The sequence below is a fragment of the Desulfobulbus propionicus DSM 2032 genome (assembly GCF_000186885.1).
GTDB classification, from domain to species: Bacteria; Desulfobacterota; Desulfobulbia; order Desulfobulbales; family Desulfobulbaceae; genus Desulfobulbus; species Desulfobulbus propionicus.
Genome location: NC_014972.1, coordinates 3,329,268 through 3,344,602 on the forward strand (window position 1 = coordinate 3,329,268; position 15,335 = coordinate 3,344,602).

Here is a 15,335-nt window from a genome sequence, read left to right on the forward strand (position 1 = left end):
GGGACCGTGTTGCTGTCAAAAAAATTTGCCAGACATTGCTGAATTCCGCGGCAAACGGAAGCGGGGGAACCAATTTGTTGGGGCGAATCGCGCACTGCGCGTAAGGCATCTCTCAGCCTGAGTCCGTCAGCTCACCTCGCAAGCGCAATGAGAGCCTCCGGTCAGCGTCCAGGGGCTTGCACAACAGGAACCAGGAGGTCCGTCATCCCATGCCCCGTACTGCGCACTCGACAACCGTCTCCCAGACCGACAACAATCACCATCCCCAGCAGGCGCCGCTCGCCTCCCTGGCTCTGGCCGCCCTTGGCGTCATCTACGGGGACATCGGCACCAGTCCCCTGTACACCATCAAGGAATGCTTTTCCGGCAGCCACGGCGTGGAACCCACCACCGCCAACATTCTCGGCATCCTGTCGCTGGTGTTCTGGTCGCTGATGGTCGTGATCAGCCTCAAGTACGTCATTTTCGTGCTTCGGGCCGACAACAAGGGCGAGGGCGGCACCTTTTCCCTGCTGGCCGCCTTGCGCACGCCGCTGGGGCAACGCAAACGCTGGTGGGCGGTCCTGGCGGTGCTCGCCGCGGCCGGCGCCTCGCTGCTGTACGGTGACGGCGTCATCACCCCGGCCATCTCCGTGCTCTCGGCCATGGAGGGGCTCACCATGGCCACCGACGCCGCCGCCCCCTACGTGGTGCCGCTCACCTGCCTCATCCTGTTGGCCCTGTTCTGCGCCCAACGGTACGGCACGGCGGTGATCGGCAAGGTCTTCGGCCCCATCATGATCCTCTGGTTCGGCAGCCTCGGCGCACTCGGCCTGATCGCCATCTTCCGCCAGCCCGATGTGCTCTTGGCCCTCAACCCGGTCTATGCCTATGAGTATTTTGCCATACACCGGATGCACGGATTCATCTCCCTGGCCTCGGTGGTGCTGTGCATCACCGGCGGCGAAGCCCTCTACGCCGACATGGGCCATTTCGGCCGCCTACCCATCCGGATCACCTGGTGCGGCATCGTCCTGCCCGGCCTGGTGCTCAACTATTACGGCCAAGGGGCGTTGCTGCTCCACGATCCCGCTATCGCCGAGGTCAATCCCTTTTACGCCCTGGCGCCGAAAGCGGTGCTCTATCCCCTGGTCGGCCTGGCCACGGTGGCGGCGGTCATCGCCTCCCAAGCCATGATCTCGGGCGTCTATTCACTCACCCAGCAGGCGATGCAACTGGGGTTCACCCCACGCATGCGCATCATCCATACCTCGGAGCAAGCCAGGGGACAGATCTACATTCCCACCGTGAACTGGTTGGTGATGCTCGCCTGCCTGACCCTGGTGCTGACATTCAAGGAATCGTCCCGGCTGGCCGCCGCCTACGGGTTCGCGGTCACCGCCACCATGACCATTACCTCGATCATGTATTTCCACATTCTTCGCTTCCGTTGGCACTGGACACTGTGGCGGAGCGTCGCCCTGGTCGGGCTGTTTCTCCTTTTCGATTCCTCGTTCCTGGGGGCCAATATCCTCAAGATCAAGGATGGCGGCTGGATCACCGTCTGCATCGCCTCCCTGGTCTTGGTATCGATGATCACCTGGCGCGACGGCCGCATCCTGCTGGCCAAGCACTATGCACTGATGCGCTTGCCCACCGATGTCTTTCTCAAGGATTTGGCCGAATACAGTCCACAGCGAACCGCGGGCACGGCCGTGTTCATGTCGATCACCCCCGAGGGCATTCCCCATACCCTGCTGCACCATCTCAAGCACAACGAGGCCCTGCACGAACGGGTGCTGCTCCTGTCCATTCTTTCGGCGGAGACACCCAAGATAGCGGCGAGCGAACGGGTACAGGTGGAGGCGCTGGGGCAGGGATTCTATCGGGTCAAGGCCCAATACGGGTTCATGGAGTCGCCGAACATGCCGGAGATTCTCGATCTGGTAAGCCGAAAAGGGGTAGCGATCGATATCTATACCACCTCGTTCTTCCTGGGACGTGAAACCCTGTTTGCCACCGGACCGGCGCCCATGGCCCAATGGCGCAAAAAGCTGTTCATCTTCATGTCGCGCAACGCCTGGAACGCCACCTCGTTCTTCAAGCTGCCGCCGGATCGGGTGGTGGAGTTGGGGACACAGGTGGAGCTGTAGGGACCGTCCGGTTCAGGCAAGGCCAAGCCAGGCAAGGATGCCCTTGGCCGCCAGGCGGCCCTGCCAGATGGCGGTGACCACCAGGTCGGAACCGCGCACCATGTCGCCGCCGGCAAAGATCTTGGGATGGGCGGTCTGCAGGGGATAGTCCCCCGTTTCCCTGGCCTTCACCCGTCCGCGTTCGTCCACCGCCACCCCGAGATCCCGCAACCAGGCGGGCGGGCTGGGGCGAAAGCCAAAGGCGATGAGGACAATATCCGCGGTCACCGTCACCTGACTGCTGGCCACGACCACCGGCCGTCGGCGACCGCTGGCGTCCGGTTCCCCCAGCTCGGTGGTCACCAGTTCCACCCCCTCGACCCGATGCTCGCCGAGAATGCCCACCGGCTGCTGGTTGAAGAGGAACTGCACCCCCTCCTCGCGGGCGTTGACAACCTCGCGTTTGGAGCCGGGCATGTTGGCCTCGTCGCGGCGGTAGGCGCAGGTGACGCTGGCCGCGCCTTGGCGGATGGCGGTGCGGCAGCAGTCCATGGCCGTGTCGCCGCCGCCCAGGACCACCACCCGCAAGCCCGCCGTATCGACAAAGGGCGCCAGCCCCTCATAGCCGCGATGGTGACTGACGTTACCAATGAGAAAGGGCAGGGCATCGTGGACACCGGGCAAATCCTCGCCGGGAAAGCCGCCCTTCATGAACTGGTAGGTGCCCATGCCGAGAAAGACGGCGTCGAACTCGTCGAGCAGTTGCTCAATGGCAATATCTTTGCCGATCTCCGTCCCCAGGCGGAATTCCATGCCCATGGCGGTGAATAACTGCCGCCGCCGGGCCAGCACCGATTTTTCCAGCTTGAACTCGGGAATGCCGAAGGTGAGCAGGCCGCCAATCTCCGGATAGCGGTCAAAAACCACCGGCCGGACCCCATTGCGTACCAGCACGTCGGCGCACCCCAGCCCCGCCGGCCCGGCCCCGATCACCGCCACCCGCTTGCCGCTCCACTCCACACCGCTCAGGTCCGGCTGCCAGCCCCGGGCCAGGGCCTGGTCGGTGATGTACTTCTCGATATTGCCGATGGTCACCGCGCCGAAACCGTCGTTCAGGGTACAGGCCCCCTCGCACAACCGGTCCTGGGGACAGACCCGGCCGCAGATCTCGGGCAGGGAGTTGGTCTGGTGGCAGAGTTCCACCGCCGCCGCGAGGTTGCCCTCGGCCATCAACTTGAGCCAATTGGGGATGTAGTTGTGCACGGGGCACTTCCACTCGCAGTAGGGGTTGCCGCAGGCGAGGCAGCGGTACGCCTGGTGCTGGAGATGGGGTTCGGCTACCGGCTCGTAGATTTCGCGAAAGGCGGTTTTGCGCGTGACGATGCTGACCTTGGGTGGCAGTTTCCGTTCAACTTCGAGGAACTGGAAGACGTTGTCGAGTCGTGTGCTCATGGGATGGCCGTGGAGTAAAAAAAATTATTCGCCGCGCTGACGCAGCCGGTCGAGCAGGCTGGAGAGATCGGCGGCCTTGGGCTTGACCAGCCAGAACCGGCCGATGAAGTCGGGGAAGTCGTCCAACAGCCGCCAGCCCCAGTCGCTGTTGGTCTCGCGGCAGAATTCCTCGATCACCCGGTGGAGATGGTTGCGGTACTCCTCCATGTAGCCGGAGTGGACCCGCTGAATCTCCACCAGTTCATGGTTGTACCGGTCGACAAAGCTGTTGTCGAGATCGAGCACATAGGCAAAGCCGCCGGTCATGCCGGCGCCGAAGTTGCTGCCGGTGGGGCCGAGTACCGTGACCAGGCCGCCGGTCATGTATTCGCAGCCGTGATCGCCCACACCCTCGACCACCGCATGGGCGCCGGAGTTGCGCACCGCGAACCGCTCGCCGGCCCGACCTGCGGCAAACAGCCGGCCGCCAGTGGCACCGTAGAGGCAGGTGTTGCCCATGATGCTGGTGACTTCGCTCTTGAAGGTCGAGCGGTGCGGCGGCCGGAGCACGATCTTGCCGCCGGCCATGCCCTTGCCCACGTAGTCGTTGGCGTCGCCGCTCAGGGAGAGCTCCAGCCCGCCGACATTCCAGGCGCCGAAGCTCTGGCCGGCGATACCGGTCAGTTTGAGCTTGACCGGCGCTTCGTTCATCCCTTGGTTGCCCCAGCGTTTGGCGATCTCGCCACTCAAGCGGGCGCCGATGGAACGGTCGCTGTTGGCCAGGGTGTAGGCAAAGGTGCCGCCGCTACGCGCCTCGATGGCCGGCAGGATGTCGGCCACCATCTGCTCGGCCAGCACCCCCTTGTCAAAGGGCTGGTTGCGGCGCACGGCGCAGTGGCGGGGCTTGGACGCCAGCAACGCATCGGTGTGGATCAGCGGCGTAAGATCGAGCTGTCGCTGCCGTGGGGTAAGGCCGGCCACGGGTTCGAGCAGGTCCACCCGGCCGACCAGATCCTCCAGGCGGCGCACACCGAGCAGGGCCATCCACTCCCGGGTTTCCTCCGCGAGAAAGCGGAAATAGTTGAGCACCTTGTCCACCGTGCCCCGGTAATGGTCGCGCCGCAGGTCGTCGCGCTGGGTGGCCACGCCGGTGGCGCAGTTATTGAGATGACAGATGCGCAGGTACTTGCAGCCCAAGCTGATCATGGGCGCAGTGCCAAAGCCGAAGCTCTCGGCACCGAGCAGGGCCGCCTTGATCACATCGAGTCCGGTCTTGAGGCCGCCGTCGGTCTGGACCCGGATCTTGTCGCGCAGGTCATTGGCCTGCAGGGTCTGGTGCACCTCGGCCAACCCCAGCTCCCAGGGCGAACCGGCATGGCGGATGGAAGAGATGGGGCTGGCGGCGGTGCCGCCGTCGTAGCCGGAAACCGTGATCAGGTCGGCGTAGGCCTTGGCCACCCCGGCGGCAATGGTGCCGATACCGGGCCGGGAGACCAACTTCACCGACACCAGGGCCTCCGGATTGACCTGCTTGAGGTCGAAGATCAGTTGGGCCAGGTCCTCGATGGAGTAGATGTCGTGGTGCGGCGGCGGCGAGATCAGGGTGACGCCTGGGACCGCGTAGCGCAACCGGGCTATCAGGTCGTTGACCTTGCTCCCCGGCAGCTGGCCGCCCTCGCCGGGCTTGGCCCCCTGGGCGATTTTGATCTGCAGCTCCTCGGCGTTGACCAGGTAGTGGGGCGTGACCCCAAAACGGCCCGAGGCGATCTGCTTGATCTTCGAGACCTTGCTGGTGCCGTAGCGGGCCGGGTCCTCGCCGCCCTCGCCGCTGTTGGAGCGGCCGCCAAGCGCGTTCATCGCCTCGGCCAGGGCCTCGTGGGCCTCGGGCGACAGCGCCCCGAGCGACATGGCGGCGGTGTCGAAGCGGCGGACAATGGCCTCGACCGGTTCGACCTGGTCGATGGGGATCGGCTGCACATCGCGGCGCAGGGCGAGCAGATCGCGCAGGGTGGCGGGTGGGCGGTGGTTGATCAGCTCGGCGCAGCGGCGCCATTGGCCATAGTCGCCGCTGGTGACCGCCGATTGCAACCCCAGGACCACATCCGGGTTGAAGGCATGGTACTCCTGGCCGTGCATGTACTTGAGCAGTCCGCCCGGCCGGATGGGCCGTTGCCGGCTGGTGGCCTCCCGGGCCAGGGCCTGCTGATCCGCCTCAAGGTCGGCAAATCCAGCGCCGCCGATGCGGCTGGGGGTGCCGGGGAAACAGCGTTCCACCACCTCCGCATCCAGACCGATAATTTCAAACAGCTGGGCGCCCCGGTAGGAGGCCACGGTGGCAATGCCCATCTTGGAGAGGATCTTCAAGAGCCCCTTTTTGATGCCCTTGCGATAGTTCTTCAGGGCCTGGTTTGGCTGCAGATCGACTTCACCGCAGCGGCAGAGATCGGCGAGCACCGCATAGCCGAGGTACGGGTAGACCGCGGTAGCCCCGAACCCGATCAGGCAGGCGATCTGGTGGGCATCGCGGGCCGTGGCCGTGGAAACGATGAGGTTGGCGTTGCAGCGCAGGCCCTGCACGCACAGGTGATGGTGAACCGCGCCAATGGCCAGCAGGGCATGGATGGGCAACAGCGGCGGGGCGCAGTCCTGATCAGTGAGCAGCAGCAACACGCAGCCGCTGCGCACCGCTTCTGCGGCTTGGCTGCACAGGGCCTCGATGGCCGCGCGCAGATCCTGCTTTTCCAGATCGTAGCCGAGCGGCAGCCGGCACAACCGGTAGCCCCAGCGGTCGAGATGGAGCAGGGCCCGGTACTTTTCGGTGGACAGCACCGGCGAGGTCAGGATCACCCGGCTGGCGTGCTGCTCGGACTCCTCGAAAATCGACTGCTGCTCCGGGCCGATGGTGGTCTCCAACGACATCACCACTGCTTCGCGCAGCGGGTCGATGGGCGGGTTGGTCACCTGGGCGAACTGCTGACGGAAAAAGTCGTACAGCGGCCGCTGCTGGCGGGAGAGCACGGCCATGGGGGTGTCGTCGCCCATGGAGCCGGTGGCCTCCTGGCCGGTTTCGGCCAGGGGGCGCAACAACTGGTCGCGCTCCTCGAAGCTGACCTGGTACATCTTCATCGCCATCGTCAGCCGCTCCCCCTCCAGTTCATGGATAGGCCGATCCTGCTCCAGGGTACCCTCGAGGCGCAGGGTGTTGTCCTTGAGCCACTGCTTGTAGGGATGGCGCGTTTTGAGCAGCTCGTCCACCTCGCTGGTGTGGCGCAGGGTCCCGGTGGCGGTATCGACCGAGAGGATCTGGCCCGGGCCAAGCCGGCCCTTGGCCACCACCTCGCCGGCATCGTCGTTGGAGACGCCCACCTCCGAGGCCACGGTCAGCAGGTGGTCGCGGGTCAGCACCCAGCGCGAGGGCCGTAGGCCGTTGCGGTCCAGGGCGCAGACCGCATGGCGGCCATCGGTGAGCACCAAGCCGGCCGGGCCGTCCCATGCCTCGGTGTGCATGGAGTTGAACTCGTAAAAGGCGCGCAGGTCGGCGTCGAGATGCTCGACGTTCTGCCAGGCGGGCGGAATGAGCATGCGGATCGCCCGGTGCAGGTCCATGCCGCCGGCCACCAGCACCTCAAGCATGTTATCCAAGCTGGAGGAGTCCGAGCCGGTGCGGTTGACCAGGGGAGCGATGGCCTCGATGTCCGGCAGCAGCGGGGTTTGAAACTTGCCTGTGCGGGCCTCGGCCCAGTTGCGGTTGCCGGTGATGGTGTTGATCTCGCCGTTGTGGGCCAGCAGGCGGAAGGGTTGAGCCAGGGGCCAGCGCGGCATGGTGTTGGTGGAGAAGCGCTGGTGGAAAACGCAGATGGCGCTGGTCAGTTCCGGATCGGCCAGGTCGGGGAAGAAGCCGGGCAGGTCGGCGGGCATCATCAGCCCCTTGTAGACCAGGGTGCCTTCACTGAGGCTGGCGACATAGAAATCCGGATCGTGGGCCAACCGCTTTTCCGTCCGTCGGCGGGCAATGAACAACCCTGCGGTCAGCTGCTCGCGACGCTGGTTGTCGCTGTTGACAAACACCTGGAAAAATTGCGGCAGGGAGGCCAGGGCAATGGGGCCCAGGCAGGCAGGATTGGTGGGCACCTGCCGCCAGCCGGCCACCCGCAACCCCTGGTCCGCCAGCTCCTCCTCCAGGATGCGCCGGGCCGTCGCCGCCCGCTCCTCGTCCTGGCTGAACATCAGGCTGCCGATGCCGTAGAGCGGTGTCAACTCGCCGGCGCCGCAGGCCTGGGCCGCGCGACGGAGAAAACCATCGGGTTTCTGCACGAGCAAGCCGCAGCCGTCGCCGGTGCGGCCGTCGGCGGCAATCCCGCCCCGGTGGGTCATGCGGGTCAGCGCCTCGATGCCGGTCCGCACCAATCGGTGACTGGCCTCGCCCTTGACGTGGGCGATCAGGCCGAAACCGCAATTGTCCTTGAATTCGTTGCAATCGTAAAGCCCGTTCATGGTCCCTTGAATGGTTGAGGAATAGTGAGGGGCAGTTAAGCACCGGACGCCCCCGAGTGCAACAGGAATAATTCCTGAGTGGTACAAGGTGTCCGAAAGAAGGGGAAAACAGGGCAAATGGAGGGCACCATTCTTTCGTTGACAGTTCCCGCCTGTCTTATATGCTGGAACACGATACGTCCGGTGCATCGAACCACGACTGTTTGTCTTCGCAAGCGGCCTCAGCCAATCTGGAGCCGCTGTATTTTTATTCAGCTTGAGCAACTCGGAATTTCATGCATATCGCCACCACCCATCGCAACACCGATTTCGACGGCCTGGCCTCGATCATCGCCGCCACCCTGCTCTATCCCGGCACCGTGGCGGTGTGTCCAAAGAACGTCAACCCCAATGTCCACCGCTTTCTCTCCCTGCACAAGACCTCCTTTGACCTCATTCTCGCCGGCGAGGTCAAACTGGAAGACGTCACCCGCCTGATCGTCGCCGACACCAACCAATGGCGGCGGCTGGACCGGGTGGACCAGCTCCGCGACCGCGATGACGTCGAATTGCTGCTCTGGGATCATCATCTGGGCATTGGCGACCTCAATCCCCACTGGCAGTGCGTGGAAAAGATTGGCGCCACCATCACCCTGCTGGTTCGGGAGATCAAGGCGCAACAGATCGACCTTACCCCCCTGCAGGCCACCCTCTTTCTTCTCGGCCTCTACGAGGATACCGGCCAGCTGACCTTCAGCTCCACCACCCCGGAAGACGCGCGCGCCGCCGCCTTTCTCCTCGAACAGGGGGCGGATCTCAACATCGCGGTCGATTTTCTCAACATGGCCTACGGCGAGGTGCAGAAAAAGGTGCTGTTTCGGCTGATGCGCGATGCCGAGCAGCACGAGATCAAGGGTAAGCGGGTGGGCATCGGCGTGGTCCACATCAGCCGGCATGTCGAACTGGCCATGGTGGTGCAGCTGTACGCCAAAATCGTCAATGCCGACGCGGTGTTCGTCATCTTTGTCAACGAGGGCGGCGGATTTTTCGTGATCGGCCGCAGCAGTGCTCCGGAGATCAACGTCAACACCATCCTCCAGCGGTTCGGCGGCGGCGGCCACCCGGGCGCGGGATCGGCCACTATCACCGACAAACAACTGACCGCCGGGGTGATCCGGCAAAAAATCATCGCCGCCCTGCACGAGGTGCAACGTGGCGGTGCCCTGGTGGCGGACATGATGTCCTTCCCGGTGACCACCGTGCCGCCGGATGCGCCGATGCACGAGATCCGCCGCATCATGGAGGAGGAAAAGATCCGCGGGGTGGTGGTCGAGGAGGATGACCGCCTGCAAGGCATTGTGGTGTTGTGGGACCTGAAGAAGCTGCGCCTGACCAAGCAGTGGAACAGCCCGGTCAAGGCCTTCATGAACCGCAAGGTGACCACCATCGCCCCCGAGGCCCTGGCCAGCGAGGCGGCGGACCTGATGGTGCAGAAGAACATCGGCCACCTGCCGGTGGTTCAAGGCGAAAAGGTGATCGGCATCGTCACCCGCACCGATGTCATCAATTACCTCTACGGCATGCTGCCGAGCTGATCGGTTTTTCCCAACGGCACGCCCCTCCTGGTACCGGCTGCCGGGGCAGTCGCCACCGTGATCACGATGCAGCGCCGGATCGTTGCCGGTCGGCATGATCGGCAACGAGGAATGAATCTCATTTTTCCTTCCGCGATCCGTCTTTCCGTTGTCCCCCAGGATCGGGGTGTGCTACACTCGTTGCAGACCCGACAAACAGATCGCCCTCCCCCCGTGGATCACGCGGGGTTGCGGCATTGCTGTGTTTTCACTTTGGCCCCGCTTTCCCTACCCCGCATGGGGGGAAACCGTCCACAGGCGGATTATTATGTTTTTTTCAAAGAAAAAGGCAACGGCGGCGGCACTGGTGTGCTCCGGTTGTTTCCAGGCGGCGGTGGCCGCTTCCGAGACCAACGAGTATCTGGAGCTGGATCTCTCCCAGCTGATGAATATCACCGTGACCTCTGTTGCCAAGAAAGAGCAGCGTTTGTCGGACGCGGCGGCGGCGGTGTTCGTCATCACCCAGGAAGACATCCGCCGCTCCGGCGTGACCACCATCGCCGATGCCCTGGCCATGGCCCCGGGCATTCAGGTGGCCAAGATCAGCGCCTCCAAATGGTCGGTGTCCTCGCGGGGGTTCGCCGGGTACACCTCCAACAAGCTGCTGGTGCTGATGGACGGCCGTTCCGTGTATTCTCCGGCCTACAGCGGCGTGTTTTGGGACGCGCAGAACACGCTGCTCGAGGATATCGACCGCATCGAGGTCATCCGCGGACCGGGCGGCACGTTGTGGGGCGCCAACGCGGTCAATGGGGTCATCAACATCATCACCAAAAACGCCACGGAAACCAAGGGGACCCTGGTCCGCGCCAGTGCCGGCAACGGCGGGGCCATGTCCACGGCGGCCCGTTACGGCGGCGCGCTCAGCGACACCATCAGCGGCCGTCTGTATCTGACCTATGACCGCAGCATGAGCAACGCCCTCAAGGAAAACGGCGAAGACGCCAACGACACCTGGAAGCCCCTGCAAACCGGCTTTCGCCTGGACGGCGAACCGGCGGGCAACAAGGAATGGACCCTGCAGGGCGATCTGTATGACAACGGCGGCGATCAGTGGGTCTTTCCCCACTGGACCGGCGACTCGCCCCTGCCGTCGATCCGGGATGACGCGCTGGACGCCAAGGGCGGGAATCTGCTGGGACGCTGGCGCCAGGAACTGGGCAACGATCGGGCGCTGACCTTCAAGGCCTATTATGATTTCAACAAACGCAGCGACGCGGTGTTCAATCTGGCCTTCGACACCATCGACCTCGATCTCCAGTACGAGACAGCGCTCGGCGGGCGCCAAAACCTGACCATGGGCGCCGGCTACCGGTCGATCACCGGTGACTTTGACGAAACCTTCCAGGTGTATCTGCCGGATCGAAGCGACGAGCTCCACAGCGCCTTTCTCCAGGACGAGATCAACCTCGTGGCCGACAGGCTGTGGCTGACCCTGGGTTCCAAGTACGAACACAACGACTATACCGGTAGCGAATGGCAGCCCAGCGCCCGAATACTGTGGAAACCCGCGGATCGTCATTCCCTCTGGACCTCCGTAGCGCGGGCGGTGCGCACCCCGGCCATCGTCGAGCAGCACGGCCGGGTGCTCATGGGCAGATATCCGGCCTCTCTCGGCACCACCCCGATCGGCATTGGCGATATCAACTTTACCGGCAATCCGGATTTTGACTCCGAAATCGTCACCGCCTACGAAGCCGGACACCGCTGGCAGGCAACAGATACCCTTTCCTTTGACCTGGCCCTGTTCTACAACGACTACGACGAGATCTATACCGCCCAGCCCGTGCAGTCGGGGCTTGATATCGACAGCGTTTTTGTCAACGCCCAGAGCGGCTCGGGCCGGGGCGTCGAGCTGGCGGCCGACTGGAAGCCTCGTTCCTGGCTGTCCTTTGCCTTGGCCTACTCCCACCTGGAAATGGATCTGACCACCGACGCCGCCGTCGGCAGCCAGGCCGGCAGCGACTGGGTGACAAAGGCCAGCCCGCGACATCAGGTTTCGCTGCGCTCCTCCATCGCCCTGGCCGAGAATTGGCGGCTCAACCTCTGGCTCCGCCACGTCGACACGATTTCCGGCAGAAACAGCACCAATTTGTTAGGCGACTCGCGTCTCCTGGATGCCTACACCCTGCTGGACGCCAACCTGATCTGGACTCCGTTCCGGGAACTGGAAGTGATGCTTGCCGGCCAGAATCTGTTGGACGACGGCCAGGTCCGCTATCTGTCCGAATACCAGACCCCGGCCACCGAGATCGAACGCGGCGTGTACGGCAAGGTCACCTGGCGGTTCTAGCGCCCACTCGCCATGCACGCCAAGCCCTTCATAACCGCCCTGTTGACGGCGCTGTTCCTCTTCCTGGGAACCAGCCTCTCCAAGGCGGATTCCCCGGAACTTGAGTACAAGGTCAAGGCCGCCTTCTTACTCAATTTCGCCAAATTCACCGCTTGGCCCCTGCCCGCAGAGAATACCCCCGGCCCCTTCACCCTCTGCGTCCTCGGCACGGATCCCTTTGGCCAATCGCTCGACGGCCTGGCGGAAAAGCAGATTAACGGCAACAACATTGAAATCCGCCGCACCGCCTCCAGCGCCGCCATCGGGCAATGCCGACTTGTGTTCGTCAGCAAATCGGAACAGGCCGACCTGCAGAAAGTGCTCCGCCTGACTGCGGGCCACCCCATTGTCACGGTCAGCGACATGGAAGGATTCGCCGCTGCCGGCGGCACCATCGAATTCAAGAACAAGGAGGGACGACTCTCCTTTATCATCAACAACACCAAGGCCAGAATGAACGGACTGCGATTCAGCTCGTCGCTGCTCACCCTGGCCCTCGAAGTTTTGTAGTCTCGAATGAAAAACAGATTTTTTCAGCTCGCCATCCGCAACAAACTCTACGTGATCGTGCTCCTCTCCTGCACCATCGCCCTGGTGCTGGTCATGCTGGCATCCTTTGCCACCCAGTGGTATCTGGTCCGCAAACAACTGGCCGATGAGGTGCAAACCCTGGCCATGGTCATCGCGGAAAACAGCAGTGCCGGCATCGCCTTCGAGGATCGCGAGGCCCTCCAGATCATCCTCCGCTCCCTGGCCGCCAAGCCCAACATCGTGGCCGGACGGATATTGAACGCCAAGGGGGAACTGTACGCCGAATATGCGCGCGCCGATCAAGCCGTCATTCCCGGCCCCCCAGAGGGCATCCCCTCGGGGCTGGCCTTGGGGGCGTTCCGGTTCCATGGCCGCCACGCGGAAATCTTGCAGCCGGTCACCCTGGAACAGGAAGCGATTGGCGCGGTTTTCCTGATGGTCAGCCTGGAGGAAATCAACCGTAATCTCCTGCGGTTGGCCGGCTTGATGGTCGTCATGCTGCTGTTGGGGCTCGGCATGGCGATGCTGTTTTCCCGGCGGCTGCTGCAAGTCATCATCGAACCCATCAGCACGCTTTCCCAGGTGATGGGCGTGATCTCCCGCGACCAGGATTACACCGTCCGTTCGCCGGTCCGCAGCACGGACGAATTGGGGCTGCTGTCCACCGGCTTCAATACCATGATCGCCCAGATCCAGCAGCGCGACCTCTATCTCGAGGAACAGGTGGAGCAGCGGACCCGCGACCTGCTCGCGGCCAAGGAGGCCGCCGAGGCCGCCAACCAGGCCAAGAGCCTTTTTCTTGCCAACATGAGCCATGAGATTCGCACGCCGATGAACGCCATCATCGGCATGACCCGGCTGGCCCTGGACAATCGGCCGGAACCCGGCCAGCGTAAATTACTGCAGACCGTGAAGGATTCGGCCGACAGCCTGCTTGGCATCCTCAACGATATTCTCGATTTCTCCAAGATCGAGGCCGGCCAGCTGCTGCTCAGCAAAAAACCGTTCGTCCTCGGGCAGCTCATGGAAACCATGATCTCGGCCTTGAAGGTCCCCGCCGCTGAGAAAGGCCTGACCCTGGAGTACAGCATCTCCCCTGACCTGCCGGCGGTGATCATCGGCGACGATCTGCGCCTGCGACAGATCTTTTTCAATCTCGTGGGCAATGCCATCAAGTTTACCGAGACCGGCGGGGTGACGGTCAGCATCGAGCCGGTGTCCGATGGCCCGCCCCAGCAAGGCTGCCTGCTCCATTGCCGCGTCCGCGACAGCGGCATCGGTATCCCCAAGGAACAGCAGGAGCGGATCTTCAACACCTTTGAACAGGCTGACGGCTCCTCGGTCCGCAAGTACGGCGGCACCGGCCTGGGCCTGACGATCAGCAGGCAACTGACCGAAATGATGGGCGGCCGCATGTGGGTGGAGAGCGAACCCGGAGTCGGCAGCACCTTTCATTTCACCGTCTGCCTGGAACAGGGAGAAGAGGCGGCGATGACCGCGTTGCCCAACGACCGTTTGGCGGCGCGGCGCATAACCGGCCTCCGCCTTCTGGTGGTGGATGACAACGAGATCAACCGTGACCTGGCGCGAATGGTTCTGGAACGGGATCATCGGGTGCTGACCGCGGAACAGGGCCTCGCCGGCCTGCGGACACTGGCGGAAGCGGAGGCGGTTGACGTGGTGCTGATGGATGTGCAGATGCCGGTCATGGATGGACTCACCGCCACCCGCATCATCCGGGCCATCGAACAGGGACAGCCACCGCCCCTGGAACTGACGGACGCTCTGCACCAGGCCTTGGACAAGCGACTGCGCGGCGCCCACCTGCCCATCATCGCCATGACCGCCCATGCCATGGGCGGTGATCAGGAGAGGTGCCTGGCAGCCGGCATGGATGAGTATGTGACCAAACCCTTTCAACCGGAACAGCTCGCCGATGCCTTGATGGCCATCAACGGAGTGGATGCGGGCAGATGGCTCGTCCCGGACGGCGATCATCCACCCGCCCCGGCCGAGGAACCCGAAGCGCAGGCGGCCCCCACCGCGCCGGCTAGCGTAGAACTGGTCCGCTCCTATCTACACGCCACGGCCAATTTTTCCCTGGAACAGGTGGAACGGCTGGTGCAAACGTCGCGTCGAAGCGTGACCAGCCTGCTGGCCAGTTGCGACCGGTCCCTGCGCGATGGCGATTTTCAGGAATTGGGATTGGCGGCCCACACCCTCAAGGGCACCCTGTTGCAGTGCGGGCTTGCCGGATGGGCCCAACGGGCGCAGTCGCTCTTTGCCCATGCCAAACATGAGAGCGAAGCGGAGGCGAAAGAGGTCTTGAACGAGCTGCGTCTTGCCCTTGTTGCCCTGGTCATGACCGAGGAGCAGCCCCTGGCCGCAAGAACCGGGGAGAACGGAGGGAGCGGACCGCATGACCGCCGTCATCGCGGCCGCATCCTGGCGATGGATGACGAGGAGGTCATCCGCGAGGTGATCGGCGGCATGTTTCATTATCTGGGCGCAGCCTGCGATCTCGCCGCCTCTGGCGAAGAAGGGCTGGAACTGTACAGCCAGTCGCTGGCCAACGGCCAACCCTACGACCTGGTCATGACCGATCTTCAGGTTGCCGAAGGCATGGGTGGGATGGACATGGCGCAGGAGATTCTCGCACGGGACCCCACGGCCAGGATCGTGGTATCCAGCGCCGATTCCCAGGACCCGGTGATGCGGCGCTATACCGAGTACGGATTTGTCGGCAGGGTGAAAAAACCGTACTCGGTGCAGAGCCTGGCGGCCCTGCTGGAAGAAATGCTGGGCAAACCCTAGCGGTCTAAC

General features: G+C 63.6%; 7 protein-coding genes and 1 riboswitch. Of the genes, 5 read left to right on the forward strand and 2 right to left on the reverse strand.

The window, feature by feature from the left end; genetic code table 11:
- The first annotated feature begins 26 nt into the window (after window positions 1-26).
- Window positions 27-159, forward strand: a riboswitch (cyclic di-AMP (ydaO/yuaA leader).
- 50 nt (window positions 160-209) lie between these two features.
- Window positions 210-2,132, forward strand: a complete 1,923-nt coding sequence (locus tag DESPR_RS14480) for a potassium transporter Kup (RefSeq protein WP_015725545.1) — start codon at window positions 210-212, stop codon at window positions 2,130-2,132.
- Between the two features lie 12 nt (window positions 2,133-2,144).
- Here DESPR_RS14480 and DESPR_RS14485 read toward each other — a convergent pair whose 3' ends face one another.
- Both DESPR_RS14485 and gltB read right to left on the reverse strand, forming a co-directional pair.
- Window positions 2,145-3,563 carry an FAD-dependent oxidoreductase gene (locus tag DESPR_RS14485; protein WP_015725546.1) on the reverse strand — a complete coding sequence of 473 codons (1,419 nt, stop codon included), beginning with the start codon at window positions 3,561-3,563 and terminating at the stop codon, window positions 2,145-2,147.
- A 24-nt stretch (window positions 3,564-3,587) separates the two neighbouring features.
- On the reverse strand, window positions 3,588-8,036 hold the full coding sequence (gltB, locus tag DESPR_RS14490; RefSeq protein WP_015725547.1) for a glutamate synthase large subunit: 4,449 nt from the start codon (window positions 8,034-8,036) through the stop codon (window positions 3,588-3,590).
- Between the two features lie 275 nt (window positions 8,037-8,311).
- Between gltB and DESPR_RS14495 the strand changes: the two genes are divergently transcribed.
- The 4 genes from DESPR_RS14495 (at window position 8,312) to DESPR_RS17510 (ending at window position 15,326) form a co-directional block, all read left to right on the forward strand.
- The gene (locus DESPR_RS14495) at window positions 8,312-9,610 is read left to right on the forward strand and encodes a CBS domain-containing protein (RefSeq protein WP_015725548.1); all 1,299 of its coding nucleotides are present in this window, start codon (window positions 8,312-8,314) and stop codon (window positions 9,608-9,610) included.
- A gap of 307 nt (window positions 9,611-9,917) precedes the next feature.
- Window positions 9,918-11,942, forward strand: coding sequence for a TonB-dependent receptor plug domain-containing protein (locus DESPR_RS14500; protein WP_043770162.1), 2,025 nt, complete (start codon window positions 9,918-9,920; stop codon window positions 11,940-11,942).
- A 12-nt stretch (window positions 11,943-11,954) separates the two neighbouring features.
- A complete protein-coding gene (locus tag DESPR_RS14505) occupies window positions 11,955-12,491 on the forward strand; it encodes a YfiR family protein (RefSeq protein WP_015725550.1) in 537 nt (178 codons plus the stop codon).
- 6 nt (window positions 12,492-12,497) lie between these two features.
- The gene (locus tag DESPR_RS17510) at window positions 12,498-15,326 is read left to right on the forward strand and encodes a response regulator (RefSeq protein WP_015725551.1); all 2,829 of its coding nucleotides are present in this window, start codon (window positions 12,498-12,500) and stop codon (window positions 15,324-15,326) included.
- Window positions 15,327-15,335 lie beyond the last annotated feature (9 nt).

What these genes read in the sequence shown, in the direction of transcription:
- DESPR_RS14480 (WP_015725545.1), top strand. Translation starts at nt 210, where the DNA reads ATGCCCCGTACTGCGCACTCGACAACCGTCTCCCAGACCGACAACAAT.
- DESPR_RS14485 (WP_015725546.1), bottom strand. Translation starts at nt 3,563, where the DNA reads ATGAGCACACGACTCGACAACGTCTTCCAGTTCCTCGAAGTTGAACGG.
- gltB (WP_015725547.1), bottom strand. Translation starts at nt 8,036, where the DNA reads ATGAACGGGCTTTACGATTGCAACGAATTCAAGGACAATTGCGGTTTC.
- DESPR_RS14495 (WP_015725548.1), top strand. Translation starts at nt 8,312, where the DNA reads ATGCATATCGCCACCACCCATCGCAACACCGATTTCGACGGCCTGGCC.
- DESPR_RS14500 (WP_043770162.1), top strand. Translation starts at nt 9,918, where the DNA reads ATGTTTTTTTCAAAGAAAAAGGCAACGGCGGCGGCACTGGTGTGCTCC.
- DESPR_RS14505 (WP_015725550.1), top strand. Translation starts at nt 11,955, where the DNA reads ATGCACGCCAAGCCCTTCATAACCGCCCTGTTGACGGCGCTGTTCCTC.
- DESPR_RS17510 (WP_015725551.1), top strand. Translation starts at nt 12,498, where the DNA reads ATGAAAAACAGATTTTTTCAGCTCGCCATCCGCAACAAACTCTACGTG.